The organism is Acinetobacter sp. YH12064 (genome assembly GCF_013419735.1).
Taxonomy (GTDB): Bacteria; Pseudomonadota; Gammaproteobacteria; order Pseudomonadales; family Moraxellaceae; genus Acinetobacter; species Acinetobacter amyesii.
On the sequence record NZ_VOZP01000003.1, the window covers coordinates 25,993 to 50,239 of the forward strand.

Here is a 24,247-nt window from a genome sequence, read left to right on the forward strand (position 1 = left end):
CCCCTACTTTTCAGCTTTAGACATTATAAAATATCGGCATAAAACACTTTATTGCAATCAATTGCGTGCAGTATCTGCTTGCATGACTTATGCTAATCCTAATCTTCTGATTTGAAGCCAAATACATATGAAAAACTGGGTCGACCCTGAAGCAAAAGCTGAAGCCGAACGTTATGACAATCCAATTCCAAGCCGTACTCTAATTCAAGAGACGATTGAACAACTGAAAACTGCAATGTCGCATGCCGATCTTGTAGAACATTTTGAAATTGCCGATCAAAAAAGTATTGATGCACTGAGTCATCGTCTGATTGCGATGGTTCGAGATGGTCAGTTGATGAAAGATGGATTTAAGTTCCAGCTTGCAGCTGAGCAACCGACTCATGAAGCAACGGTTTATATCAACTCAAAAGGTTTAGGCACAGCCAATATTAGCGGTGAAGATGACCTTTTACTTCCTGAGCGTGAGTTACGTCAGGTGTTTAATGGTGCCCGTGTTAAAGTCCGCCAAACTTCGGTAGACCGTAAAGGCAAAGCATGGGGCTTTATTACTGAAGTTCTACAGCATCGTGTCAAAGAAATTATTGGTAAAGTGTCTGAGTATGAAGGTGAATATTTTATTCAGCCGGCAAATCCCAATGCACACCAACCGATTACGTTAGAAAGAGAATTAATCGAGCATGCCAAAGTCAAACTCGGTGACTCTGTACGTATTGCGATTGACAGCTACCCAACCAAAGAAGAATTTGCGACAGGTCATATTGTTCAGTCGATGGCTGATAAAGCAGACACTGAAATTATTATTCCACAAACCATTTTAGAGTTTGGTTTACCTTACGAATTCCCTGAAGCGGTACAACAAGAAGCCGACAGCTTTAAAGAACCATCAGAACAAGACCGTGAAGGTCGTGTCGATTTACGTGATTTAGCACTTGTCACCATTGATGGTGAAGATGCACGCGACTTCGATGATGCCGTGTATGCGGAAAAACGTCCGGGTGGTGGTTATCGCGTTGTGGTGGCAATTGCCGATGTCAGCCATTATGTACGTCCGGGTAAACCGCTCGATGACGAAGCTCAAGAGCGCGGTACATCGGTGTACTTCCCTCATTTTGTATTGCCGATGTTGCCTGAGGCACTGTCGAATGGTTTATGTTCTTTGAACCCACACGTAGACCGTTTATGTATGGTCTGTGATTTAAACTTATCTCGCGCAGGTCGTGTTACTAAGTTTGAATTCTACCCAGGTGTGATGCATTCAAAAGCTCGTTTGACCTATACCCAAGTTGCCGAATATTTTGAGGGTAATAGTCAAGCCATTCCTGAAGACCGTGATGTGCGTAAATCGGTCAATACCTTATTCCAGTTGTATCAAGTGTTGAAAGGCTTACGTGCTGAACGCCACGCGATGGAATTTGAAACCGTTGAAACCTATATGACCTTTGATGAGCTAGGCGGTATTAACGAAATCCTACCGCGTAGCCGTAATGATGCACACAAACTGATTGAAGAATGTATGTTGTTGGCAAACGTTGCAGCGGCAGAGTATGCTTTAAAGAATGAAATTCCGATGCTGTACCGTGTGCATGAGCCACCTGAGTTCTCACGTATTCAAAAGGTTCGTGATTTTGTGAAGTTATTGGGGCTGCCATTCCCTGAACAGCCGACTCAAGCTGACTATCAAGCCGTAATCGATGCCACCAAAGACCGTATTGATGCTCCAAGTATTCATGCCGTTTTACTCCGTTCAATGATGCAAGCTTATTATGGCGCGAACAATGCTGGTCACTTTGGCTTGGCTTATGAAGCGTATACGCATTTCACATCTCCAATCCGTCGTTATCCAGACTTGTTACTTCACCGTGCCATCAAAGCACAATTAAAGAAAAAACCTTACCCAATTTCTGGCGCTTCGCTGGATGATGCTGGTGAACACTTCTCTGCGACTGAGCGCCGTGCAGATGAAGCATCACGTTCTGTCACTACATGGTTGAAGTGCCATTACATGCAGCAACATTTGGGTGAAGAGTTTGTCGGCACTATCAGTGCGACTGCTGAATTTGGCCTGTTTGTAACGCTCAAAGACTTATATGTTGATGGCATGATCCACGTCAGCCAATTGGGTGATGACTTCTTTGTCTATGACCAACCAAGTCAGAGCTTAATTGGTCAATCTCGCGGTCAAGTTTTCAGTCTAGGCGATGAAGTGAAAATTAAAGTCGCTGGTGTAAACCTAGAAGAGCGCAAAATTGACTTTGAATTGATTCAACAATTGAGCCATGCAGGTCGTGCTATTCGAGCGCGTGCCCCTCGTGTTGCAAAGCCTACAGCCAAAGAAGAAGTCTTTTCAGAGCGTAAAACCAACGCTGCTGAAGATGGAGAACAACCCATACGACGCAAAAAATCGAAATCTAAGCCCAGTTCATTCGGTAAAAAGCCTGCTAAAAAATCTGCAAGCAAATCTGAAGCGAAGGCTAATGATAAAGTGAAGAAAAAATCTAAACCGAAAAAGAAAAAATCCAATGCTAAATCAGCTGCGGATTAAGGTTGAAAGAAAAGAGCGCTTCGGCGCTCTTTTTGATTCTTCAGGTCAGTGAAGACTTCTCGACCTCTGCAGAAGATGAATAATTCCTGATTTAGTCTTGATTTAACCTGCAACAAACCCTACATCTATAAATAACTCAGGATTTATATGAAGTAGAAAATATGACTTTAGAAAAGGCAACTTTGCCCGTTCCTCAATTTGATCAAATTACCTTAGATCAACTCAAAGAAAAAATTCAAAATGCGATTCAACACGGTCAACAATTTCTAAATGAACTGACGGTTGTTCCAGATTCGGTACAAAAACAACTGAATACGTTAGAACAGGTCGATGACCTTGAAAATAATATGAGTGAAGCTTGGGGTGTGCTCTCGCATCTAAATGCTGTGATGAATAATGCTGAAACTCGTGAACTCTATCAATCTTTATTACCTGGCCTGAGTGAGTACTATACGCAGCTAGGTCAACATACAGTGTTGTATCAAACGTATCAGCATGTACATGACAACAGTGTATTCGACACGCTTCCTGCAGCACAGCAAAGCGCGATTAAACTTGCGTTACGAGATTTTAAACTTTCAGGTGTGGCCTTAGAAGGTGAAGCGAAAAAACGTTATGCAGAAATCTCTGCACGACTTTCACAGTTATCATCAGACTTTTCCAATCACGTATTGGATGCCACCCAAGCCTACTTCAAACCTTTAACTGAAGCGCAGCTCAAAGGACTACCTCAAGGCAGTATTGAACTTCTGAAACAATATGGTCAGCAACGCGAACTCAAACAGGCTGTAGCCACACTCGACTTCCCGTCTTATATTGCCATTATGACCTATGCAGAAGACCGCGAAGTACGTGAAGCACTCTATAAAGCCTATACCACACGTGCTTCTGATCAGGCAGACGCTGCTGAATTTGACAATACAGCGGTCATGGAAGAAATATTGAAGCTACGTCTGGAAATGGCTAGCCTGCTTGGTTTTAACAATTACGCCGAATTGTCCTTGGCAAGCAAAATGGCACCCGATGTGGCAACTGTAGATCAGTTCCTGATTGAACTGGCAGAACATGCGCGTGTACCAGCAGAGAAAGAAATCGCTGAACTGAAAGCCATTGCAGCGCAAGACGGTATCACTGAGTTACAACCGTGGGATGCCACTTTCTACTCAGAAAAACTCAAAGTTCAACAGTTTAATTTGTCACAAGAAGACCTGAAGCCCTACTTCCCTGCACCTAAGATTATTCAAGGCTTGTTCAGCATTGTAAATCGTCTCTATGGCATCAATGTGATCGAGCGCGAAGCGCCTGTTTGGCATCCCGATGCACGTTACTTTGAACTTGAAGATCAAGGCAACGTGATTGGCGGTTTCTACTTTGACCTGTATGCACGAAGTGGGAAACGTGGCGGCGCATGGATGAGCGGCTTCCGTTCACGCATGCAAACTGAAAATGGTCTACAAAAACCAATTTGCTACATGGTCTGCAACTTTACCCCACCTGTCAGTGAGCAAGCTGCTTTACTTACCCATGATGAAGTAACGACGTTGTTCCACGAATTTGGTCATGGCTTACATCACATGCTCACTGAAGTCGATAATATTGCTGTGGCTGGTACCCATGGCGTGGCGTGGGATGCAGTAGAGCTACCAAGTCAATTCATGGAATTTTGGACTTGGGATCAAGAAAGTTTAGATTTACTCAGTGAACATATCGAATCAAAACAAACTTTACCAGCCGATCTGCTAAAAGCACTGCAAGATGCACGTTTCTTCCAGTCTGGGATGCAAACTTTACGTCAAATTGAATTTGCCATGTTTGACTTAAATATCCATAAGGCCAACCCTGCTTTGGACGCTACAGGCATCCAAAAAACCTTAGATGATATTCGTCAAAAATATGCAGTTGCACCCACCACTTCATACAACCGTTTCCAACATGGTTTCAGTCATATCTTCGCAGGTGGTTACGCTGCTGGTTATTATTCATACAAATGGGCAGAGGTTTTGGCAAGTGATGCCTTCGACCGATTCGAAAATGAAGGAATTTTTAATACTTCGACTGGCAAGTCGTTTAGACAATTTATTCTAGCAGTTGGCGGAAAAGATACGGCACTTGACGCATTTATCAATTTCCGCGGACGCGAGCCAAAAATAGATGCTTTGCTGCGTCATCAAGGTTGGACGAACGCATCTAAAAACGCTTAAACTAGGGACCTTAGTTAGATTCAAGGTAAGTATGATGACCATTAAACGACGCTTCATTGCAGGTGCAAAATGTCCAAAATGCCAAGCGATGGACCGGGTTGTCATGCTGACCTCTGGCGAAGACGAATGGATCGAATGCATTGATTGTGGTTACAGTGAAAATCGACCGACTCATGTCGATCAACCTGAACAACCCGCCGTGCCAGACGATATCGGTGTGATCCAATTTAAGCCACGTCAGCCTAAATAAAAATTAAGGTCAAGCAATGACAGAAGATCAAAGAAATAATCCAAAACTGTTAGTTGGAATCATTGGGGGCTTAACGTTATTGATTGCTATCTTTTTTGCATATCAATGGTTAAGCAGCAGTACGGCAGATAAATCTGAACTTCAAGAAGAAATGGTCGCTGCACCAGCTAAACCGCCTGTTGCAGTCCCTGTCCAATCTGAAACTGAAGCATCAGTCACTACCGCAGAGACTGACACCATTAAATTGGTCGAAGAAGACATTTTAGATGCAGCTGTGCCTGAAAATGCCTCTTTAGCCAAAGAGGAAATTGCCAAATTAAATGACATTCAACAACAATTGAATGATCAGGAGCAAAGCTTAAAACAGCAACATTCAGATGCAGATGAGCTGATTAAACTGAAAGAAGAACAAATTAAATTACTCGAAGCACAGTTAGCACAACAAGCAAAATAACCGACTTCTGCTACACCATGCGTACTTATAGGCTAGAATATCATCAGATTTTCTAGCCTTTTTGTTATGTCCACTACTACACCACAAAATATCCCCAAAGCAATTGGCTTTCTCATGCTATCAGCGCTGCTTTTTTCCATTATGGGGGTTTGTATACGCTACGCATCCCACACAGTAGATAATGCCACCATCGTATTTTTTCGCAATGCGGTTGGCTTATTGATCTTTCTACCTTTGATCCTACAAAAGGGCAGCACATTTTTTAGAACTGAAAAATTGTGGATGCATACATGGCGTTCAATTGTAGGCTTGGTGGCAATGTATGGCTTTTTTTATGCCATTGCCCACTTAAAACTCTCCAATGCCATGGTCTTCACCTATTCCTCGCCGATCTTCATCCCCTTAATTGCATGGTTATTTTTAAAAGAAAAAATGACCCTGAGTATGCTCATTGCCGCAGTCATTGGTTTAATCGGCGTGCTCTTCGTCGCAAAGCCCGATGCAGGAATGTTCAATCAGTTATCACTGATCGGACTAACCGCAAGCTTCTTGGCAGCCATGGCATTTGTCACTGTCCGTGCCCTTACAGCAACTGAACCACCTGAACGCATCGTGTTTTATTTCTGCTTTTTTGGCACACTCATTTCCATGATCCCGATGTTCTGGCTTTGGCGTCCTTATAGTTTCAAGGAGTTTGCTTTTCTGATTACAGCGGGGCTTTTGGCCAATATCAGTCAAATTTTTATGTCCAATGCCTATAAGCTTGCACCCGCAGGTCAAATTGGCCCCGTGAACTATATCGCGATTATTTTTGCGGGTATTTGGGGCTTTGCACTGTGGCAAGAATTGCCAGATATTTACAGCCTATTCGGTTTTGCTTTTATATTTTTAGCGATTTTGCTATGTAGTCCGTTCCTACAAAATAAGTTTAAAAAGTCATAAATATCCATTCATTTACCTTCAAACGCACAGCCCCTTATTCAATAAAAAAAGCACCCGAAGGTGCTTTTTTAATGGCTCACTGCGAACTTATTGGTACCAACCAAACAGTTTCAGAATATAAGGAGCATAAGTCACGATCACCAAAGCTGGGAACAATACAAGGATCGGTAAAATCCAACGTTCATAGCGATAATAGAAATTGGTGTATTGGGCTTTTGCTTCTGCATCTGCTGCCCGCACCTCCTCATCCCCGACGGAGAGTCGTGTCAACAAGTGATTCAGCGCTACAGGTGGCGAAACATAACCGAGCTCAAAGGCAACCAAAACGATCATCCAGAAGTGAATCGGATGAATACCATTTTCATAAGCTACTGGTGCAATCGTTGCTGCAACCAAAATCACTGCCCCGAATGGATCTGTCGTCATACCAATAATCGCCAACAACAATGCGATAAAGGCCAATGAAATATAGATATTGCCCAAATGCGTTGGTAATAATTCAACGATTTCTGTACGTTCAATCAAACCGCCGACACTTGCCGACAAGGCCATTAAGATAATTAATGCGCCAATGTGTCCAACCGTTTCTGAAGAGGCAAACCAAATTGAACTACCGAAACCACGACGGTTAGCCCCATGTCCACCATGTTCACGCATGAACTCAGAACTTTGCTCATGTTGTAAGCTGAGTTGTTCATGTGCATCTACAGTTTGCGAAGTAAAACGATCTGCAAACCAACGATCAAACATAATGTAAACAATCAGAATAATCGGTAGAACCACAGGTGCGGTGAATTCATCCATTTGCGTATCTAAACCGTACTTGTAGAAAGCAATGACAAGCAAGGTCAGTACGATATACGGAATCACAGGAATGAATGCTTTGAGCATGCCCGGAATAGCCACTTTCGGCGATGCCACACGGAAACGTGTTTCTGCCAAGAACAGTGAAATACCCAAGAACAAGAATGCTGTGAGCCAGAACACATAGATACCGTGATCAAATAGTTCATCTGAGGTGACATGGCGGCTATCAAGCATCGAGATCAAGATAATCAATAGACACGGACGAATGACCACACCTAAGGAACCTGACATTGCAGATACAGCGAGTGCGAACTGTCGACGAGAGCCAGAGTTCCACACTTCTTTATAAATAATTGCACCGGCTGCCACAACGAAAATCCCTGAAGCACCGGTATAAGCAGTTGGAATCGCCGCAGCAATCAGAATTAACCACGTCAAAGTCTCAGGTGCTAAGTTCCATGGACGTAAAATTCCTAAGAACAAATCCATCACGCGCGTTTGGGTCAATAACATCCCGGCCCAAATAAACAATGCAAGGTTTAGGAAAATCCCAGAGAATTCAACCAATTGTCCAAGGTAAATCCCCTGACCCATTGGATAGTCCATAAAGAAGGTAAACGCCACACCCGTAATAATCGCCATAAAGGCATACAGCGGTACACTCAATAGTGCAAAACCAATATTCCCCGGCCCCGGCTCTTTCGCAGCAGGTGGTTTAAAAAATTGATAAATACTGATGAGGGTGACAATACCAAACAGGGCTAGCCACAACCAATATACAGCCAATGTCTCCGTGGTCGATTTTACCCCAGAATTCAGGACTGAATTAAACTGACTATACACCGAGAAAGTTAATAGACCATTACCAATCGCCATGAATAAAGCATAGACTTTATAATCCAAGCGTGTTGTTGGCGCACGTAGACCAATATGATGGAACTTCACTGAAGCAGTAATGGCAGACACCAAGACCATCAGTAAAAGAATCAATACACGGTTTTCGGAACCAAATTTAAAGATGCCAAAGAATGTCGTTTCAATCGCACGATAAGTACGAATACTTGGATGCTCATCTAAATAAGCTTTTGCTTTGTCATAAAATTGGAATTTTTCTTCACATTGCTGTACACCTGCCATGACCGATGCACGTACATCGGATTCAGATGCTGTACCAAAAATGTCAGCAAATTCGTCAGCCGCATTGGCTTTCATTTGCGTTTGCACCATTTTTTCTACATCTGGGTGGCGGTCACAATCTGGCTTGGTCGGTTCTGCACGTAAAAATGAATACTGCATCCCAATGCTTTCATTACCATACAAACGCTCACCAGTACGCAGAAGCTGACCATGAATCATCTCCCCTGTCCCGATAATCAATGTAAGCAGAAGCAAGATCAACACGACTAGAGTCGAAATCCATTCTGTCCAGACATACCTTAACAGCCCGACGATGCCGGATCTGTTTTGTGTATCATTTTGCATGAGTCTTCCTATTTTTTATTTTGGAGCCTAGCGGGGCTAAGCATCCTTTTCCTTATCGGCTCGAGAAGTTCCTTTCCCTGACCTAACTGTTTTATTATTACGTTTAAATTTGCATCAATATTCAAAACATTAAAATGACAATATGTATTTTCTTTTCGGTTTTTTTTGTCAACCCAATCACCTAAAGTGCGTTAGCGATCCCAGAAATAATTACCAATAAGATAAAACACGGCGATGACAATGCCCCAAATCACCCCCAATAAATGAGCTTCGACTAAAACGGGGCTTCCTATTAATTCTGCCGTTCCGGTGTTCCCCACGGTATTTTCCCAGACCAATTTTGCCAAAATCAGCAAGAGAACAAAGGCTGCAAAATTTCGCTCCCGCTTATACATTAAATGTACGCAAGCGACTCCAACATAAGCGCCATGCAAGACACCAGATAATCCTGCATAGACTTCAATATCGGGAAGGAAAAAATAGAAACTTAGACTGATTAAAGGGGATAAAATCAATAAGATGGCAACAAAGTGCCATATTGAAACTCTTGGAAAAATAAACGGTAAGCAGATAAAGGCCAACATATTTAAAGCAAAATGAATCCAACCAACATGAACCCAATGGGCCGTCCATAAGCGCCAAAAGTCATGAAATAAATCATCTTGCCAGTAGATAAAATAGTCTTTAAATACCTGTAGCGAGGCACAGATCGAAACGAATACGGCAAGAAAGACAATTTTCGGAATTAAAAATTGTGTTTTCATTTTCGCTCCTCCTGTACCTCACATTTGGACTACATGCTTTATTAATTTGTTGCAGCACCACTGGTTTCAGCATCGCCACTAAACAAATCATCGAGTTCTGAACTATTGGCACTTTCATCCCAGAAATGTTCCATACCATCATCACCGGTACGAACGCCTGTATGTTCAGTCCAATAACGATCTGAAATCCCTTTCACCATGCTTTCAGCCATACTATCGATAAGCTTAAATTGCGGGTTAACAGGTTTTTCATCACTACGCGCTTGTGCAAAGGTACGTAGTGCATCACGGATTTTCGCATCATCGCCACTGGCTTGTGCAGCTACCGCATATAACGCATGAGACAGTCTCACGCCTTTTTGCTCACCAATTTGCGCGGATTGTTTTAAGGTTTGGTATGGATCAGGTTTTCCATCTCCAGCACCCGGCAATAACGTCCAGATCACAGCGCGGGTTGCATTTGGTGCGCCCCAGAATTTTTCATTATTCAGACACACCATACCGCGTTCAACAATCGCAGCAATGTCTTTCGGAACGTTTACCGCCCCACCTGAGTTAATATCATTGGTCATGGCCTGTAAGCCACTTAACATTCCCAACATATACACTGTTTGGTCAATGTCGCTGTTCATTTTTGGACAGCCTTCACCTAGACTTTTCTTATACTTCTTTTCAAAACGATCTTGAAATAATTGATAGCCGGTATATTGACGCTGTGCAGCAAGTGCCGCCCAACGCTTTTGCTCAACACGAGCATCCTGTGCTTCGGATACTTGGTTAGCTTTAGATGCACGTAAATAGCGTAACTCTGCATCTAAGGCTTTTTGTTCTGCACAAATCCCTGCTGCTGAATACATCAACACAGCCACACGTGTTGGGTCTGCGCCCATATCTTTGGTGGCCATAATGGCTGGAGTTAATGAATTACCTGAATTACACACCATTTCAGCATCTTCCATGGCTAAAATTGGTGGCACAATATGTTTTTCGGTAAATCCGAGTGCAACATTAGCACCGGTTTTTACAACCTGCGAACAACCCGCGAATAATGTACTTGTTATTGCTACAACTGCCACACCCTGGCATATTTTTTGGACGCTCGACATTTTCCTGTCCTCTATAATTGTGTTTATGTCCATCACGACAAACATATCAGAAGCAAAAAATGAATAAAAGAGTATTTGCTCTAATTTGAACGACACACTGTGCCACGAATCACGCTGAATGCAATTGACTGATTTTTTAGAAAGACTAAATTTTAGGCAAAAAAAAGTAGCATAGCGACGGTTCGGCACATGCTACTTATTAACTGTGAAAGCGTTTGACTGCTTATTTTTGAGTTAACTGTTCCTTCAGCACTGTTCCTAGTCGTCCTATAACAATTGCTAACACAATCGCTATTACCAGAAACATCCAAGTTGGCATCATCATGATGATTTCCTTTAACGGCTGTTGGTAAGGCTAATATATAGGCAGAGAATCACCGCACATCTTAAAATTGTCAGACAATTTAAATATTTTGCCAATAAAATCCAATCCTGTCAGACAAGATTATTTTACCTACAAGATAAGATAATGAATTATTTGCATTTTATTGAATTTTAAAAAATAAGGCTGTCTAACAATTAGATCATTTTGGCCAATACTTTGAGTGATTTCCACTGTTTCAATGACAATTGATCGCGCCAAATAATCACCGGTTTTGCACGCGCATGCATAAAATACACCACGATATACATTTGATGATCCAAAATATGGCTTATTTGAACGCGTTGCACCGGACGGTTCAGTCGTTGCAAAGACCAATCAGTTCCATCCAAATATTCTAGACTGGTGACGTGTAAATGCTTACGGAAAAACAGAACATAAACCACTAGCCCGATGAGAAAAAATATCCCCCAAAGCATGGGTGTTAGTAACTGATAAAGCAGCGTCATCAATACCGCAAAAATAAAAAACTGAAACGCATGCGATAAAAAACTGCGTTTCAGTTTGAATTGCCGATTATCCATGAACGTAATGTTTTAATTTTTGAATAAACGTTTTTAATTCAGGACGTGGCGGTTCACTAACTTCCATAAACCAATCCAACAAATCTGGATCTTCTGCAGCAACGAGTTCTGCAAACATGTCTTTTTCAGCTGCATCTGCTTGTAAATAGTAATTTTTGACGTAGGGATCAAAATAAACATCAATCTCTTTTAAACCACGACGTGCACGGTAGATCACTTTACGCTCTTCTAAGCTGATTTCATCAGTCATTGTCTTCCCCAATCGTTGAACCCGTCTAGTGTAACTCATCCTCCCCATTGAAGTGGAGTGTTTTCAAAGATTGACCGAATCCTTCATCGCAATTCTTGCTTTTGAATGTTCTGCACATTGTAGTCACACGCTGCATCTTATAAGTTGAGACAAAGCCATAAAAATGAATAGGATATTCAAAATGCAATCTGGAGCGATTCGCCCACTCAACAACATGCTGCCACGTCAATTATTTAATGCAGAACATGATGCATTTCGTGAAACAGTACGAAAATTTTATGAAAAAGAAGTTGTGCCCAATATCAAAAAATATGAAAAACAACAACATGTTGACCGTGACTTATGGAATAAAGCCGGTGCCATGGGCTTGCTTTGCCCGACCATGCCCGAAGCTTATGGCGGCTATGGTGTAGACCGACTCTATAGCATGATTCTGATTGAAGAGCAGGCCTATGCCATGGACTCCTCTACTGGCTTTTCACTGCATTCCGACATCGTGGCCAATTATATTCATAACTTTGGCAATGAAGAACAAAAGCTGCATTGGCTGCCGAAAATGGCTTCTGGCGAAACCGTGACTGCCATTGCAATGACCGAACCGGGCACAGGTTCAGACCTACAAGCCGTACGCACAACTGCTACAGAAGATGGTGATGACTATATTATTAATGGGTCAAAAATTTTTATCACCAATGGCTATTTATGTGACATGGCGATTGTGGTCTGTAAGACAGGCAATAGTGAAAAAGGCTCAGCTAATTTATCGCTAATTATCGTCGAGGCAGATCGCGTCGGTTTTAGTAAAGGCAAACCTTTAAACAAAATTGGCATGAAAGGTCAGGATACCTGTGAACTGTTCTTTGATAATGTCCGCGTCCCTAAAAGCAACTTACTCGGCATGCAAGGTATGGGCTTTATGATGCTGATGAAGGAATTGGCTTGGGAGCGCATGTTGGTTGCGATTATTTGCCAAGCCGGTGCAGAAGCAGCCTTTGCGCACACAGTTCAATACACCAAAGAACGTAAGGCATTTGGCAAGACCGTATCAAGTTTCCAAAACACCCGTTTTAAATTGGCAGAACTACGTACTGAGATCGATTTTTGTCGAGCTTATCTAGATCGCTGTATGGAACTACAACTTGAGGAACAGCTCGGTATTGACGCTGCAGCCGCTGCTAAATACAAAATTTCAGAAATGTTTTCCAAAGTTGTGGATGAATGTCTGCAGTTGCATGGTGGCTATGGCTATATGCTTGAATATCCAATTGCACGGGCTTATATCGACAATCGAGCCAATCGTATTTATGCAGGTACCAATGAAATTATGAAAGAGCTGATTTCCCGCTCTTTATAACAACAAAGCCCATCATCTGATGGGCTTTTTTCATTCTTTCGATATCAACTTAAATCATTCACAAAATCACAGATCAGTGCAGTGACCAAAGCAGGTTGCTCTTTGTGCGGCATGTGATGAAGCCCTTCCAAAATCTCTAGTTCAGCATCACCTTGTATACCCGAAAAAAGTTTCTGAGCTTGTGCTGTCGTCCCGTATTCATCCAGTTCTCCATGGATGATCAAGCTTGGACACTGTACTTTTCCAACATATTGCTCGAGGTTCCATTGACTAAAACTCGGTGAGAGCCAAGTTTCAGTCCAAGCATCCAAAACCCATTGGGCTTTATCCCCATGATATTTAGCCAAGCGTTCAAGCTGTCCCTGCTGCGCAAACCCTGTTTTAGCTTCACGTATACCCGATAATGTGAGTTCTTCTACTTCATACTGTGCTGATATGGTAATCAGACCTCGACATTGTTCAGTATATTCACTGGCAATAACCACAGACATTCCTCCGCCAACACTATGCCCCATCACGATAAACTGTTGAATAAAATAATGTTGAAGAAGCGCCTTAAAGCCCTGCTGTGCTTCGGCATAGACAAAATCAGTACTTAATGCATCAGGGCTCGCTGATGATTTCCCGAAGCCCAAGCGATCATACGCTATTACCGTTCTGCTAGACTCAGCAGCCAATTGCGCAGGAAAATCACGCCACAAATCCACACTGCCTAGAGAATCATGCATCAATATAATCGGAGCCAAAGTTGCATGATTATCTGCTGTTTCAGGCTGCCAAGCTTTAATATATAGCTCATAATCATTTAATTTTATAAATTCTGAATGTTCTTGAATATTCACATTAACCCTGTGTACATTTCCTTATTTTCAACATGATATATTTTTCAACAAATAATACGCATCAAATAAAACCCTAAAGTCACACATCTAAAGTAAAAAAAAAGGAGCATCATGCTCCTTTTTTATGTAATAGACTTAAGAAACTAATCTGGGTTTAGCAGCCACTTGATCAGACTTTTTTTCAAATTTCAGCACTCCATCTTCAAATGAAGCATGCTTTAATTCTTTACGATCTGCCAAATAGTTATTGCTGACTTTCCACGGTGCATGTTTACCCTGTTTTGGCATCACATCTGCTGCACGTGCAATATAGCCTGACGTCAAACTTCCCATTACGGTATCTTCTAACAACTCGGTCGCATCGCCTTGTGGAATCACTTGGTTATAACCATTTTGATCCATATAGTTAATCAATTTACAGATGTATTCAGAAGCAATATCGACTTTTAAAGTCCATGAAGCATTAATATAGCCAATAATCATCGCCATATTGGGTACATCACTGACCATCACACCACGATATAACATATGTTTTGAGGTATTCAGTGGCTGTCCATCGATTGTGGCACTAATGCCGCCTAAAATTTGAATGTTGAGACCTGTAGCAGAAATTACTACATCTGCATCAAGATGTTTACCTGATTTCAATTGAATGCCATTTTCAGTAAAACTTTCAATTTGATCGGTTTCAACAGATGCACGGCCATCGCGTAAAATTTTAAACAAATCACCATCTGGCACCACACAAAGGCGCTGATCCCAAGGATTGTAATCTGGGGTAAAGTGCTTCATATCTACTTTACCTTTCAACTGCAACTCAATTGATTTTAATAAAAATTTACGGAGTAATTTAGGTTGCTTTTGTGCAACAGCATAAACAGCCCGTTGGACACCGATATTTCGTGCACGGGTAAGTTTATAAGCAACATCTTCAGGTAATACTTTACGCATTTTGTCGTAAATGATGTCAATAGAAGGTACTGAGGCAATATAGGTTGGAGAACGCTGTAGCATAGTCACATGCCCTGCACCGCCTTTTGCCATAGCTGGTACCAGTGTAATCGCTGTTGCGCCACTACCAATAATCACCACTTTTTTGCCTGCATAATTAAAATTTTCAGGCCAATGTTGTGGATGAATGAAGGTACCTTTAAAGTTTTCCTGCCCTTTAAACTCAGGTTGGAACCCTTGGTCATAATTATAATAACCTGTACAGCCAAAGACGAAATTTGCAACCCAAGTTTGTTGTTTCTTCTTCGCATCTTCAATAACAACAGACCATTTACGAGTCAGTGAGTCGTAATTTGCACTCACAACACGATGTTGAAAATGAATTTTTTCTTTGATTTTATATTCATCAATCACTTCAGATAGGTAGCCTTTAATCGAAGGCCCGTCTGCAAGCACACTAGATTTTTTCCACGGCTTAAAATTAAAGCCAAAAGTTGACATGTCCGAATCAGAACGAATACCCGGATATTTAAATAGATCCCATGTTCCACCGAAACTTTCACGACGTTCAATAATTTCAAATGAACGATTTGGACAATTTTTTGAAAGATGCGCAGCCAAACCTACACCGGAAATCCCTGCACCTACAATGAGAATATCAACTTGTTTTTCCATGTTGTTCTTTTAACCTATCTTAGATTTATATTTATTAAATCACATTTTTGACAATGCACAATGTCAAGTTTAAGCAAAAGGCGTTTTATTTTTATCTTTTAAGGACAAATTGAATTATTGTCTAACAATATACAGCCAATACAAAATTTCAGACATTAAAAAAGGTCGGTTAAAAACCGACCTTTTTTAGAACAACGTACGCTGCTCTTCACGAAATTAGTTAACTTCGCGATCTACTAGCTCAACGTAAGCCATCGGTGCAGCATCACCTGCACGGAAGCCCGCTTTAAGAACACGTAGATAACCGCCGTTACGTTCTTTGTAACGAGGGCCAAGAACGGTAAATAATTTACCAACAGTTGCAGCTGAACGAGTACGAGCAAACGCTAAACGACGGTTTGCTACAGAATCGACTTTAGCTAAAGTGATTAAAGGCTCAGCAACACGACGTAATTCTTTTGCTTTAGGAACAGTAGTTTTAATTAACTCGTGTTCGAACAAAGAATTAGCCATGTTTTGGAACATCGCTTTACGATGACTGCTTGTACGGCCTAATTTCACACCACTATTACGATGACGCATGGTGATAGTCCTACTTAATTAACGGCTACGATAAGCAAAGCGATCGTCCATGCGGAGGCTAGCCGGTGGCCAGTTCTCTAAACGCATGCCCAATTGCAAGCCTTTCGATGCCAGAACATCTTTAATCTCAGTCAACGATTTTTTACCTAAGTTAGGAGTTTTAAGCAACTCAACTTCAGTACGTTGAACAAGATCGCCAATGTAGTAAATATTTTCTGCTTTCAAACAGTTAGCAGAACGAACAGTAAGCTCTAGATCATCTACTGGACGAAGCAAAATCGGATCAACTTCTTCACGAGGCTCTTGAGCAACTGGTGCTTGATCTTTCTGAAGATCAACAAAAATTGCAATTTGTTGTTGCAAGATTGTTGCCGCTTTGCGGATAGCTTCTTCAGGATCAACAGTACCGTTGGTTTCAAGATCAATGATCAGTTTATCAAGGTCAGTACGTTGTTCTACACGAGCGTTTTCCACTGTGTAAGACACACGTTTGATTGGGCTGTAAGAAGCATCTAATTGCAAACGACCCACTGGGCGAGTTTCGCCCTCAGGGAAGCGTGAATCAGAAGTCTCATAACCACGACCTTGAGAAACTTTCAGGCGCATTTTTAATGAGCCAGAAGCACTTAAAGTACCGATCAAATGTTCAGGGTTAACCACTTCAACATTGTGTGGTAAACGAAGGTCAGCGGCTGTAACGTCGCCAGGACCTTGTTTTTCCAATGTCAGATAAGCTTCATTTTGATCGAACAGCTTAATAGACAATCCTTTTAGGTTCAGCAAGAGCTCGACGATGTCCTGCTGCAAGCCTTCCAAAGTACTGTACTCGTGCTCGACACCTTCAATCTCTACTTCAACCACGGCTGCGCCAGGTAAAGAAGACAAAAGGATACGACGTAAAGCATTACCAAGAGTATGACCAAAGCCACGCTCTAATGGTTCTAGAATAACTTTTGCCGAGGTCCCGCTTGCCGCTTCGACCTTAATCGCTTGCGGAGTTAGAAACTCATTTGCAGTACGCGTCATTATTGCTACCTCAAGGATTATTTAGAATACAATTCTACAATCAAGCTTTCGTTGATTTCAGCAGGTAAATCAGAGCGATCTGGTGCAGCTTTGAATGTACCTTCCAATTTAGAATGATCAATTTCAATCCAAGATGGAATGCCACGTTGAGTCGCTAACTCAACTGCGTTTTTGATACGCAATTGTTGTTTAGCGCCTTCGTGAACTGCAACAACGTCACCAGCTTTAACTTGGATAGACGCGATATTAACACGACGACCATTTAAAGTGATTGAACGGTGAGATACAAGCTGACGAGCTTCTGCACGTGTAGAACCAAAACCCATGCGATAAACAACGTTATCTAGACGGCTTTCAAGAAGTTTCAACAAGTTTTCACCTGTTGCGCCTTTAACACGAGCAGCTTCTTTGTAGTAGTTACTAAATTGACGCTCTAAAACACCGTACATACGACGTACTTTTTGTTTTTCACGTAATTGTAGTGAGTACTCAGATTGTTTGCCGCCACGAGCGCCACCATGTTGGCCAGGTGCTTTAGCAGCTTTTTTTGTTTTGACGTCAAATGGTTTAACGCCAGATTTTAATTGCAGGTCTGTCCCTTCGCGGCGAGAGAGTTTGCATTTTGGACCAATATAACGAGCCATGAATGTTTCTCCTTACACGCGACGTTTTTTAGGTGGACGGCAACCGTTGTGCGGGATTGGCGTCACATCGGTAATGCTGTTAATTTTATAACCCACTGCACCTAAAGCACGAACCGCAGATTCACGACCTGGACCAGGACCTTTTACAAGGACGTCCAAGTTTTTCAAACCGTAATCTAAAGCAGCTTTACCAGCAACCTCAGCAGCTACCTGAGCAGCAAACGGAGTTGATTTACGTGATCCACGGAAGCCTTGTCCACCAGAGGTAGCCCAAGCCAGTGCATTACCTTGACGATCGGTAATAGTCACAATGGTGTTATTAAAAGAAGCGTGAATGTGTGCAACACCTTCAGAGACGGTACGAGTGACCTTCTTGCGTGTGCGAGTATCTTTAGCCATCTTTTAGCTTCCAGAAATCTTATTTCTTAATAGGTTTGCGCGGACCTTTACGGGTACGTGCGTTAGTTTTGGTGCGTTGACCACGGACAGGCAAGCTGCGACGATGACGAAGACCGCGGTAGCAGCCTAAATCCATTAAACGTTTAATGTTCATGGAAATTTCGCGACGTAAATCACCTTCGGTAGGAACCTTAGTAACTTCTGCACGAATCGCATCAAGCTGAGCGTCATCTAATTCACGAATTTTAGTTGTTGGTGCAATACCAGCAGCAGCTAAGATAGCTTTTGCAGTGTGGCGACCAATACCAAAAATGTACGTTAGAGAGATAACAGCATGCTTGTTATCCGGAATGTTTACACCGGCAATACGAGCCATTCAATTTTCTCCAAAAAGGCAGTTAAGATAATCAACCGCCCGACAAAATCTTTGAGGGGCGGATAATAACCTAATTAGCCTACTGAAATCAACAGGTCTTGATCAGATTAACCTTGACGCTGCTTATGACGAGGTTCTGCGCTGCAAATTACGCGAATAACCCCATTACGACGGATAACTTTACAGCTACCACAAATTTTCTTTACAGAAGCTTGAACTTTCATAATGAAACCTCTAAGTGCGCTTATCCTTTCGGATGAGCAGTCGTTTTACGCATTAACGATTGATTGTCATATTGATGCGATGTGAGATGAGCTTGAAGCTGAGCCATAAAGTCCATCACCACCACCACTACGATCAGTAAAGACGTACCACCTAAGCTAAATGGAATACCAAATGAACTTTGTAGAATCATCGGCATTAAACAGATGATTGTGATATAAACCGCGCCAATAAAAGTCAAACGATTCAAAATATGATCTAAATAGCGTGCAGTTTGCTCACCAGGACGAATACCCGGTACATAAGCACCACTACGTTTTAAATTCTCTGACACTTCTTTCGGGCTAAATACTAGCGCAGTATAGAAGTAACAGAAGAAGATAATTAATGCGCCAAATAGCACCAAATACATCGGTTGACCCGGCGACAATACGAGTGCCAAATCTTGTAGGCCACGTTTAATCACGCCAGCATTTGGATCTGCGCTGCCTACCCATTGCCCTAAGCTCGCTGGGAACAATAGCAATGAACTTGCAAAAATTGCAGGAATCACACCCGCCATATTAATTTTTAATGGCAAATGTGTTTGCTGAGCGGTAAATACACGACGACCTTGTTGTTTTTGAGCATAGTTTACCGGAATACGACGCTGCGCCTTCTCAATAAACACAATTGCTGCTAACACTGCAACAGATAGCAATGCAAAAATTGCAAGACCAATTAAGCTTGATTGGCCATTATCTACTGAGGTTAAAGATTGCAGAACCAAGTTCGGCAAACCAGCAACAATACCAGCGAAGATGATCATGGAAATACCATTCCCCACTCCACGCTCTGTAATTTGCTCACCTAACCACATCAGGAACATTGTACCTGCAACCAGAGAAGTTACAGCAGGAACGTAAAAAGCAAGTCCACTAGTCAAAGTAATATTTTGACTAATCAGACCTGCACACATCCCAACAGCTTGCACAAGTGCAAGAAACAATGTGCCTTGTCGCGTATATTGATTGATCTTACGCTTACCTTGTTCGCCTTCTTTCTTTAAAGCTTCCAGCGAAGGAACAACCGTAGACATTAACTGCACGATAATCGATGCAGAGATATACGGCATAATCCCAAGAGCAAGAATTGACATACGCTCTAATGCACCACCTGAAAACATGTTAAACAAACCAAGGATCGTACCTTGGTTTGCATTAAACAGATTCTCTAGTGCGGCATTGTTAATGCCCGGTACTGGAATATGTGCTCCCAGTCGAAAAACCAACAACGCCCCGATGAGGAACATCATACGGCGGATAATTTCACGATATTTCACATGAAAAGGCTGGCCTTTCATCATGTTAACATGACCTGTCGAACTAGGAGTCATAGACACTGGGGATTACTCCTCGACTTTACCGCCAGCAGCTTCAACAGCAGCTTTAGCGCCTTTAGTCAATGCAACACCTTGAACAGTGAACGCACGAGTAATTTCACCAGAAAGTACGATACGTGCACGTAACATATCTTTACGCACAACGTTAGCAGCTTTTAAAGTTTCAAGAGACACGATGTCGCCTTCAACTTTAGCGAGTTCTGATAAACGTACTTCAGCAGTTTTCAAAGCCATTTGGCTAGTGAAACCGAATTTAGGTAAACGACGATATAACGCAGTTTGACCACCTTCGAAACCAGGACGTGTACCACCGCTCTTACGTGAGTTTTGACCTTTGACACCACGGCCACCAGTCTTACCAACGCCAGAACCAATACCACGGCCTAAACGTAGGTTGTCACGCTTAGCACCTTCTGCAGGTGCAATTGTATTTAAACGCAGAGTCATGGCTTATTCCTCTACACTAACCATATAGTAAACTTGGTTGATCATACCACGGTTAGAAGGCGTATCTTGCACTTCAACTGTATGACCAATACGACGCAGACCTAAACCTTTAAGGCTAAGCTTGTGATTTTTCAAGCGATGCGATGAAGATTTAGTCTGGGTAACTTTAATCGTTTTCATGATTGATTACCCTTGAATTTGTGCTACTGATAAACCACGTTTCGCAGCAACTTTCTCAGGAGAAGTCATATCACGCAAACCGTTAAAAGTTGCGTTTACTACGTTAGCAGCGTTAGTAGAACCATAACACTTAGTTAATACGTTACGTACACCTACAGCTTCTAAAACTGCACGCATAGCGCCACCAGCAATTACACCAGTACCTTCAGAAGCAGGTTGCATGTAAACGCGGCTTGCACCGTGACGAGCATTGATAGGGTGCTGAACAGTACCGTCAACAAGGTCAACAGTAATCATGTTGCGACGAGCAGCTTCAAGTGCTTTAGAAATAGCAGCTGGAACTTCACGTGCTTTACCACGACCAAAACCTACGCGACCATTACCATCACCCACAACAGTTAATGCTGTGAAAGAGAAGATACGACCACCCTTAACAACTTTGGCTACACGATCAACGGCAACCAGCTTTTCAACAAGACCTTCGTTTTGTTCAACTTTAGCCATGATTAGAACTCCAAGCCGTTTTCACGAGCAGCATCAGCCAAGGCTTTGATACGACCATGATATTTGAAACCAGAACGGTCAAATGCAACTTTAGTTACACCAGCCGCTTTAGCACGTTCTGCAATTAAAGCACCAACTTTCTGAGCCGATTCAACGTTACCAGTAGTACCAGCACGTAGAGTAGCGTCTAAAGTAGAAGCTTGCGCTAATACTTTGCCACCATCTGCAGAGATAACTTGAGCATAGATGTGACGCGGAGTGCGGTTTACACACAAACGAGTCGCACCCAATGCACGGATGTGCAAGCGTGTGCTTTTCGCACGACGCAAACGGGATTGTTTCTTTTCGTTCATAAGAACCTCGCGCCTTATTTCTTCTTAGCTTCTTTACGAAGTACAACTTCGTCAGAATAACGAACACCTTTACCTTTATAAGGCTCTGGCGGACGGTAACCACGGATTTCTGCAGCAACTTGACCTAATTTAGCTTTATCAGCTGATTTAAGTACAATTTCAGTTGCAGTAGGAGTTTCTGCAGTTACACCTTCAGGAAGGTTGTAGTCGATCGGGTGAGAGAAACCAAGGTTAAGGTTAACAATGTTACCTTTAACCGCAGCTTTATAACCAACACCGATAAGCTGTAACTTACGTTCGAAACCTTCGTTAACACCTTTTACAAGGTTGTTAAGCACAGCGCGAGCAGTACCAGCCTGCATCCAAGCATCTTTAGATTCAGCTTTAGGAGCAATAACTAGAGTACCGTCTTCCTGTTTTAGCTCGACCAGCGCATGCAGGTTGAAAGACAATGTACCTTTGCTGCCTTTCACTTCGACCTGCCGGCCGTTCTGAGTAACTGTAACACCGTTAGGTACAGTTACTGGGGCTTTAGCCACACGAGACATGAGGAATCACCTATTAAGAAACAAAAGCAATAACTTCACCACCGATACCTGCAGCACGTGCAGCGCGATCAGTCATGATGCCTTTGCTTGTAGAAACAATTGCAATACCTAAACCTTGCTTAACGCTAGGAAGTGCATCTTTACCGCGATATTGACGTAGACCAGGACGGCTTACGCGTTTCACAGTATCGATAACTGGTTTGCCTTCGAAATATTTTAAAGTAATCGTTAAAGTCGCTTTGCCTTCATTGTCAGCAACAGCTACATCAGCGATATAACCTTCTTGTTGAAGTACGTTAGCAATCGCAACTTTCAACTTTGAGTTTGGCATAGAAACAGTTTGTTTCTTTGCCATTTGTGCGTTACGAACACGTGTTAGCATGTCGGCAACGGTATCTTGCATACTCATTTATAGTGCTCCTTACCAGCTTGCCTTAACAACGCCCGGTACATCACCTTGCATTACTGTTTCACGTAATTTGTTACGGCTTAAACCGAACTTACGGAAGTAACCATGAGGACGACCAGTTAAACCACAACGGTTACGTAGACGTACTGGAGACGCATTACGTGGTAATGCTTGAAATTTCATCATCGCTTCGAAACGTTCTTCGTCTGATGCATTTACGTTTGCGATAATTGCTTTTAATTCAGCACGTTTCGCAGCGTATTTAGCAACAGTAGCTTCGCGTTTCAATTCGCGATTAATCATACCTTTCTTAGCCATATCGACCTCTTATTTGAACGGGAAGCCGAATGCACGCATAAGCGCACGGCCTTCGTCATCGGTGCGAGCAGTCGTAGTGATGGTAATGTCCATACCACGAATACGATCAATCTTATCAAAATCGATTTCAGGGAACATGATTTGTTCCTTAAGACCCATTGAGTAGTTACCACGACCATCAAATGATTTCGCAGAGAAACCACGGAAGTCACGGATACGAGGGATCGCGATAGAGATCAAACGGTCTAAGAATTCGTACATACGTTCGCCACGTAAAGTAACTTTACAGCCGATCGGCCAACCATCACGGATTTTGAAACCAGCGATAGATTTACGAGCTAAAGTAAGTACTGGTTTTTGACCAGCAATTGCTTGCATATCAGAAAGAGCGCCATCTAACAATTTCTTGTCAGCTGATGCAGCACCAACACCCATGTTGATGGTAATTTTTGTAATGCGAGGGATATCCATCACATTCTTAACGCCCAATGTTTCTTTTAATTGAGCCTTAAGTTCGTCGTTGTAACGCGTTTTAAGTCTGGCCATTGCCTAGTCAACCTATTACTTCGCTACCGCCACTGATTCACCATTAGATTTGAATACGCGAGTTTTCACGCCGTCAATCACTTGGTAACCAACACGGTCAGCCTTTTGGGTTGTAGCATTAAAAATTGCCACGTTAGAGATATGAAGCTCAGCTTCTTGAGTTACGATGCCGCCTTCAGCGCCAGTAGCTCGGTTAGGCTTTTGATGCTTCGTTACCAAGTTAAGGCCTTCAACCTTAACACGGTCATTTGAAACAGACAAAACAGTACCTTGTTTGCCTTTTTCTTTACCTGCGATCACAATTACTTGATCGCCCTTTTTAATCTTAGCCATGAGTGCCTCTTATAGAACTTCAGGAGCCAATGAAATAATTTTCATGAACTGTTCAGTACGAAGTTCACGAGTCACTGGTCCGAAAATACGAGTTGCAATCGGCGCTTTGTTGTTGTTCAAAATAACAGCTGCGTTATCGTCGAAACGAATAACTGAACCATCTGCACGACGGATGCCGAATTTTGTACGTACAACTACAGCATTCATCACGTCACCTTTTTTAACACGTGCGCGTGGAATAGCTTCTTTTACAGTAACTTTAATAATGTCGCCAACAGAAGCATAACGACGATGTGAACCACCAAGTACTTTAATACATTGTACGCGGCGAGCACCACTGTTGTCTGCTACGTCGAGCATACTTTCGGTTTGAATCATTGCCCTACTCCAAAACCGAGCATCACCGGTCGCAATTTCGAAAGGCTCAAAGAGTACTCGAAATTGACCGAT

30 protein-coding genes are annotated in these 24,247 nt (G+C 42.4%); 6 read left to right on the plus strand and 24 right to left on the minus strand.

Features of this window, described 5'->3' with window-relative positions; all coding sequences use genetic code 11:
• Positions 1 to 127 precede the first annotated feature (127 nt).
• From rnr to FTU13_RS03415, 5 genes are all read left to right on the plus strand, one after another.
• Positions 128 to 2,545, plus strand: a complete 2,418-nt coding sequence (rnr, locus tag FTU13_RS03395; protein ID WP_180126811.1) for a ribonuclease R — start codon at positions 128 to 130, stop codon at positions 2,543 to 2,545.
• 161 nt (positions 2,546 to 2,706) lie between these two features.
• Positions 2,707 to 4,746 (plus strand): M3 family metallopeptidase, encoded by a 2,040-nt coding sequence (locus FTU13_RS03400; RefSeq protein WP_180126813.1) that lies wholly within the window; start codon positions 2,707 to 2,709, stop codon positions 4,744 to 4,746.
• Between the two features lie 40 nt (positions 4,747 to 4,786).
• Positions 4,787 to 4,996: a YheV family putative zinc ribbon protein gene (locus FTU13_RS03405; protein WP_171256675.1), complete on the plus strand. Its 210-nt coding sequence runs from the start codon at positions 4,787 to 4,789 to the stop codon at positions 4,994 to 4,996.
• 16 nt (positions 4,997 to 5,012) lie between these two features.
• Positions 5,013 to 5,450 carry a hypothetical protein gene (locus FTU13_RS03410; protein ID WP_180126815.1) on the plus strand — a complete coding sequence of 146 codons (438 nt, stop codon included), beginning with the start codon at positions 5,013 to 5,015 and terminating at the stop codon, positions 5,448 to 5,450.
• A 66-nt stretch (positions 5,451 to 5,516) separates the two neighbouring features.
• A complete protein-coding gene (locus FTU13_RS03415) occupies positions 5,517 to 6,392 on the plus strand; it encodes a DMT family transporter (RefSeq protein ID WP_180126817.1) in 876 nt (291 codons plus the stop codon).
• Between the two features lie 87 nt (positions 6,393 to 6,479).
• Here the strand turns inward: FTU13_RS03415 and FTU13_RS03420 are convergent, their stop codons facing one another.
• The 5 genes from FTU13_RS03420 to FTU13_RS03440 form a co-directional block, all read right to left on the minus strand.
• Positions 6,480 to 8,681 (minus strand): TRAP transporter large permease subunit, encoded by a 2,202-nt coding sequence (locus FTU13_RS03420; RefSeq protein ID WP_180106927.1) that lies wholly within the window; start codon positions 8,679 to 8,681, stop codon positions 6,480 to 6,482.
• A 191-nt stretch (positions 8,682 to 8,872) separates the two neighbouring features.
• Positions 8,873 to 9,445, minus strand: coding sequence for a rhombosortase (gene rrtA / locus FTU13_RS03425; RefSeq protein WP_180126819.1), 573 nt, complete (start codon positions 9,443 to 9,445; stop codon positions 8,873 to 8,875).
• Between the two features lie 41 nt (positions 9,446 to 9,486).
• The gene (locus FTU13_RS03430) at positions 9,487 to 10,551 is read right to left on the minus strand and encodes a hypothetical protein (protein ID WP_180126821.1); all 1,065 of its coding nucleotides are present in this window, start codon (positions 10,549 to 10,551) and stop codon (positions 9,487 to 9,489) included.
• Positions 10,552 to 11,070: 519 nt separating this feature from the next.
• Entirely contained in the window at positions 11,071 to 11,457 is a 387-nt protein-coding gene (locus tag FTU13_RS03435) for a hypothetical protein (protein WP_111885419.1), read from the minus strand.
• Positions 11,450 to 11,707 carry a succinate dehydrogenase assembly factor 2 gene (locus FTU13_RS03440; RefSeq protein WP_078189264.1) on the minus strand — a complete coding sequence of 86 codons (258 nt, stop codon included), beginning with the start codon at positions 11,705 to 11,707 and terminating at the stop codon, positions 11,450 to 11,452. Before FTU13_RS03440 ends, FTU13_RS03435 begins: the two co-directional genes overlap by 8 nt.
• A gap of 181 nt (positions 11,708 to 11,888) precedes the next feature.
• Here FTU13_RS03440 and FTU13_RS03445 point away from each other — a divergent pair, with 181 nt between their 5' ends.
• Positions 11,889 to 13,061, plus strand: a complete 1,173-nt coding sequence (locus FTU13_RS03445) for an acyl-CoA dehydrogenase family protein (protein WP_180126823.1) — start codon at positions 11,889 to 11,891, stop codon at positions 13,059 to 13,061.
• 44 nt (positions 13,062 to 13,105) lie between these two features.
• On the opposite strand, the gene FTU13_RS03450 is transcribed toward FTU13_RS03445, so the two are convergent.
• The 19 genes from FTU13_RS03450 to rplN all read right to left on the minus strand — a co-directional run bounded on the left by FTU13_RS03450 (position 13,106) and on the right by rplN (position 24,175).
• On the minus strand, positions 13,106 to 13,903 hold the full coding sequence (locus tag FTU13_RS03450; RefSeq protein ID WP_373423863.1) for an alpha/beta fold hydrolase: 798 nt from the start codon (positions 13,901 to 13,903) through the stop codon (positions 13,106 to 13,108).
• A 135-nt stretch (positions 13,904 to 14,038) separates the two neighbouring features.
• A complete protein-coding gene (locus tag FTU13_RS03455) occupies positions 14,039 to 15,529 on the minus strand; it encodes an NAD(P)/FAD-dependent oxidoreductase (RefSeq protein ID WP_180126825.1) in 1,491 nt (496 codons plus the stop codon).
• A 216-nt stretch (positions 15,530 to 15,745) separates the two neighbouring features.
• On the minus strand, positions 15,746 to 16,111 hold the full coding sequence (rplQ, locus tag FTU13_RS03460) for a 50S ribosomal protein L17 (protein WP_005012953.1): 366 nt from the start codon (positions 16,109 to 16,111) through the stop codon (positions 15,746 to 15,748).
• An 18-nt stretch (positions 16,112 to 16,129) separates the two neighbouring features.
• Complete coding sequence (locus FTU13_RS03465; RefSeq protein WP_004650465.1) at positions 16,130 to 17,137, minus strand: DNA-directed RNA polymerase subunit alpha; 1,008 nt, start codon at positions 17,135 to 17,137, stop codon at positions 16,130 to 16,132.
• 17 nt (positions 17,138 to 17,154) lie between these two features.
• Positions 17,155 to 17,781: a 30S ribosomal protein S4 gene (gene rpsD, locus FTU13_RS03470; RefSeq protein ID WP_078192454.1), complete on the minus strand. Its 627-nt coding sequence runs from the start codon at positions 17,779 to 17,781 to the stop codon at positions 17,155 to 17,157.
• Positions 17,782 to 17,793: 12 nt separating this feature from the next.
• A complete protein-coding gene (rpsK, locus tag FTU13_RS03475) occupies positions 17,794 to 18,180 on the minus strand; it encodes a 30S ribosomal protein S11 (RefSeq protein WP_001040166.1) in 387 nt (128 codons plus the stop codon).
• 19 nt (positions 18,181 to 18,199) lie between these two features.
• Positions 18,200 to 18,556 (minus strand): 30S ribosomal protein S13, encoded by a 357-nt coding sequence (rpsM, locus tag FTU13_RS03480; protein WP_078189269.1) that lies wholly within the window; start codon positions 18,554 to 18,556, stop codon positions 18,200 to 18,202.
• A gap of 107 nt (positions 18,557 to 18,663) precedes the next feature.
• On the minus strand, positions 18,664 to 18,780 hold the full coding sequence (gene rpmJ / locus FTU13_RS03485; protein WP_000867907.1) for a 50S ribosomal protein L36: 117 nt from the start codon (positions 18,778 to 18,780) through the stop codon (positions 18,664 to 18,666).
• A 20-nt stretch (positions 18,781 to 18,800) separates the two neighbouring features.
• Positions 18,801 to 20,120, minus strand: coding sequence for a preprotein translocase subunit SecY (gene secY, locus FTU13_RS03490; RefSeq protein WP_171263746.1), 1,320 nt, complete (start codon positions 20,118 to 20,120; stop codon positions 18,801 to 18,803).
• A 45-nt stretch (positions 20,121 to 20,165) separates the two neighbouring features.
• The gene (gene rplO / locus FTU13_RS03495; RefSeq protein ID WP_078189271.1) at positions 20,166 to 20,606 is read right to left on the minus strand and encodes a 50S ribosomal protein L15; all 441 of its coding nucleotides are present in this window, start codon (positions 20,604 to 20,606) and stop codon (positions 20,166 to 20,168) included.
• A gap of 3 nt (positions 20,607 to 20,609) precedes the next feature.
• Entirely contained in the window at positions 20,610 to 20,786 is a 177-nt protein-coding gene (gene rpmD / locus FTU13_RS03500) for a 50S ribosomal protein L30 (protein ID WP_005012961.1), read from the minus strand.
• 6 nt (positions 20,787 to 20,792) lie between these two features.
• A complete protein-coding gene (gene rpsE / locus FTU13_RS03505) occupies positions 20,793 to 21,290 on the minus strand; it encodes a 30S ribosomal protein S5 (RefSeq protein ID WP_067762902.1) in 498 nt (165 codons plus the stop codon).
• Positions 21,291 to 21,292: 2 nt separating this feature from the next.
• The gene (rplR, locus tag FTU13_RS03510) at positions 21,293 to 21,643 is read right to left on the minus strand and encodes a 50S ribosomal protein L18 (protein WP_067762903.1); all 351 of its coding nucleotides are present in this window, start codon (positions 21,641 to 21,643) and stop codon (positions 21,293 to 21,295) included.
• 14 nt (positions 21,644 to 21,657) lie between these two features.
• Positions 21,658 to 22,191 carry a 50S ribosomal protein L6 gene (gene rplF / locus FTU13_RS03515; protein ID WP_078189272.1) on the minus strand — a complete coding sequence of 178 codons (534 nt, stop codon included), beginning with the start codon at positions 22,189 to 22,191 and terminating at the stop codon, positions 21,658 to 21,660.
• Positions 22,192 to 22,204: 13 nt separating this feature from the next.
• Entirely contained in the window at positions 22,205 to 22,600 is a 396-nt protein-coding gene (gene rpsH / locus FTU13_RS03520; RefSeq protein WP_078189273.1) for a 30S ribosomal protein S8, read from the minus strand.
• 12 nt (positions 22,601 to 22,612) lie between these two features.
• Positions 22,613 to 22,918, minus strand: coding sequence for a 30S ribosomal protein S14 (rpsN, locus tag FTU13_RS03525; RefSeq protein WP_067762906.1), 306 nt, complete (start codon positions 22,916 to 22,918; stop codon positions 22,613 to 22,615).
• Positions 22,919 to 22,927: 9 nt separating this feature from the next.
• On the minus strand, positions 22,928 to 23,464 hold the full coding sequence (gene rplE, locus FTU13_RS03530) for a 50S ribosomal protein L5 (protein ID WP_067762907.1): 537 nt from the start codon (positions 23,462 to 23,464) through the stop codon (positions 22,928 to 22,930).
• Between the two features lie 15 nt (positions 23,465 to 23,479).
• Complete coding sequence (rplX, locus tag FTU13_RS03535) at positions 23,480 to 23,797, minus strand: 50S ribosomal protein L24 (RefSeq protein WP_180126827.1); 318 nt, start codon at positions 23,795 to 23,797, stop codon at positions 23,480 to 23,482.
• Between the two features lie 9 nt (positions 23,798 to 23,806).
• Positions 23,807 to 24,175: a 50S ribosomal protein L14 gene (rplN, locus tag FTU13_RS03540; protein WP_005012978.1), complete on the minus strand. Its 369-nt coding sequence runs from the start codon at positions 24,173 to 24,175 to the stop codon at positions 23,807 to 23,809.
• Positions 24,176 to 24,247: the final 72 nt, after the last annotated feature.

Bases quoted from the DNA above. Each gene is read 5' to 3' on its own strand.
- rnr (WP_180126811.1), top strand. From the start codon at position 128: ATGAAAAACTGGGTCGACCCTGAAGCAAAAGCTGAAGCCGAACGTTAT.
- FTU13_RS03400 (WP_180126813.1), top strand. From the start codon at position 2,707: ATGACTTTAGAAAAGGCAACTTTGCCCGTTCCTCAATTTGATCAAATT.
- FTU13_RS03410 (WP_180126815.1), top strand. From the start codon at position 5,013: ATGACAGAAGATCAAAGAAATAATCCAAAACTGTTAGTTGGAATCATT.
- FTU13_RS03415 (WP_180126817.1), top strand. From the start codon at position 5,517: ATGTCCACTACTACACCACAAAATATCCCCAAAGCAATTGGCTTTCTC.
- FTU13_RS03420 (WP_180106927.1), bottom strand. From the start codon at position 8,681: ATGCAAAATGATACACAAAACAGATCCGGCATCGTCGGGCTGTTAAGG.
- rrtA (WP_180126819.1), bottom strand. From the start codon at position 9,445: ATGAAAACACAATTTTTAATTCCGAAAATTGTCTTTCTTGCCGTATTC.
- FTU13_RS03430 (WP_180126821.1), bottom strand. From the start codon at position 10,551: ATGTCGAGCGTCCAAAAAATATGCCAGGGTGTGGCAGTTGTAGCAATA.
- FTU13_RS03435 (WP_111885419.1), bottom strand. From the start codon at position 11,457: ATGGATAATCGGCAATTCAAACTGAAACGCAGTTTTTTATCGCATGCG.
- FTU13_RS03440 (WP_078189264.1), bottom strand. From the start codon at position 11,707: ATGACTGATGAAATCAGCTTAGAAGAGCGTAAAGTGATCTACCGTGCA.
- FTU13_RS03445 (WP_180126823.1), top strand. From the start codon at position 11,889: ATGCAATCTGGAGCGATTCGCCCACTCAACAACATGCTGCCACGTCAA.
- FTU13_RS03455 (WP_180126825.1), bottom strand. From the start codon at position 15,529: ATGGAAAAACAAGTTGATATTCTCATTGTAGGTGCAGGGATTTCCGGT.
- rplQ (WP_005012953.1), bottom strand. From the start codon at position 16,111: ATGCGTCATCGTAATAGTGGTGTGAAATTAGGCCGTACAAGCAGTCAT.
- FTU13_RS03465 (WP_004650465.1), bottom strand. From the start codon at position 17,137: ATGACGCGTACTGCAAATGAGTTTCTAACTCCGCAAGCGATTAAGGTC.
- rpsD (WP_078192454.1), bottom strand. From the start codon at position 17,781: ATGGCTCGTTATATTGGTCCAAAATGCAAACTCTCTCGCCGCGAAGGG.
- rpsK (WP_001040166.1), bottom strand. From the start codon at position 18,180: ATGGCTAAAGATACTCGCACACGCAAGAAGGTCACTCGTACCGTCTCT.
- rpsM (WP_078189269.1), bottom strand. From the start codon at position 18,556: ATGGCTCGTATTGCCGGTGTAAACATTCCGGATAACAAGCATGCTGTT.
- rpmJ (WP_000867907.1), bottom strand. From the start codon at position 18,780: ATGAAAGTTCAAGCTTCTGTAAAGAAAATTTGTGGTAGCTGTAAAGTT.
- secY (WP_171263746.1), bottom strand. From the start codon at position 20,120: ATGAAAGGCCAGCCTTTTCATGTGAAATATCGTGAAATTATCCGCCGT.
- rplO (WP_078189271.1), bottom strand. From the start codon at position 20,606: ATGACTCTGCGTTTAAATACAATTGCACCTGCAGAAGGTGCTAAGCGT.
- rpmD (WP_005012961.1), bottom strand. From the start codon at position 20,786: ATGAAAACGATTAAAGTTACCCAGACTAAATCTTCATCGCATCGCTTG.
- rpsE (WP_067762902.1), bottom strand. From the start codon at position 21,290: ATGGCTAAAGTTGAACAAAACGAAGGTCTTGTTGAAAAGCTGGTTGCC.
- rplR (WP_067762903.1), bottom strand. From the start codon at position 21,643: ATGAACGAAAAGAAACAATCCCGTTTGCGTCGTGCGAAAAGCACACGC.
- rplF (WP_078189272.1), bottom strand. From the start codon at position 22,191: ATGTCTCGTGTGGCTAAAGCCCCAGTAACTGTACCTAACGGTGTTACA.
- rpsH (WP_078189273.1), bottom strand. From the start codon at position 22,600: ATGAGTATGCAAGATACCGTTGCCGACATGCTAACACGTGTTCGTAAC.
- rpsN (WP_067762906.1), bottom strand. From the start codon at position 22,918: ATGGCTAAGAAAGGTATGATTAATCGCGAATTGAAACGCGAAGCTACT.
- rplE (WP_067762907.1), bottom strand. From the start codon at position 23,464: ATGGCCAGACTTAAAACGCGTTACAACGACGAACTTAAGGCTCAATTA.
- rplX (WP_180126827.1), bottom strand. From the start codon at position 23,797: ATGGCTAAGATTAAAAAGGGCGATCAAGTAATTGTGATCGCAGGTAAA.
- rplN (WP_005012978.1), bottom strand. From the start codon at position 24,175: ATGATTCAAACCGAAAGTATGCTCGACGTAGCAGACAACAGTGGTGCT.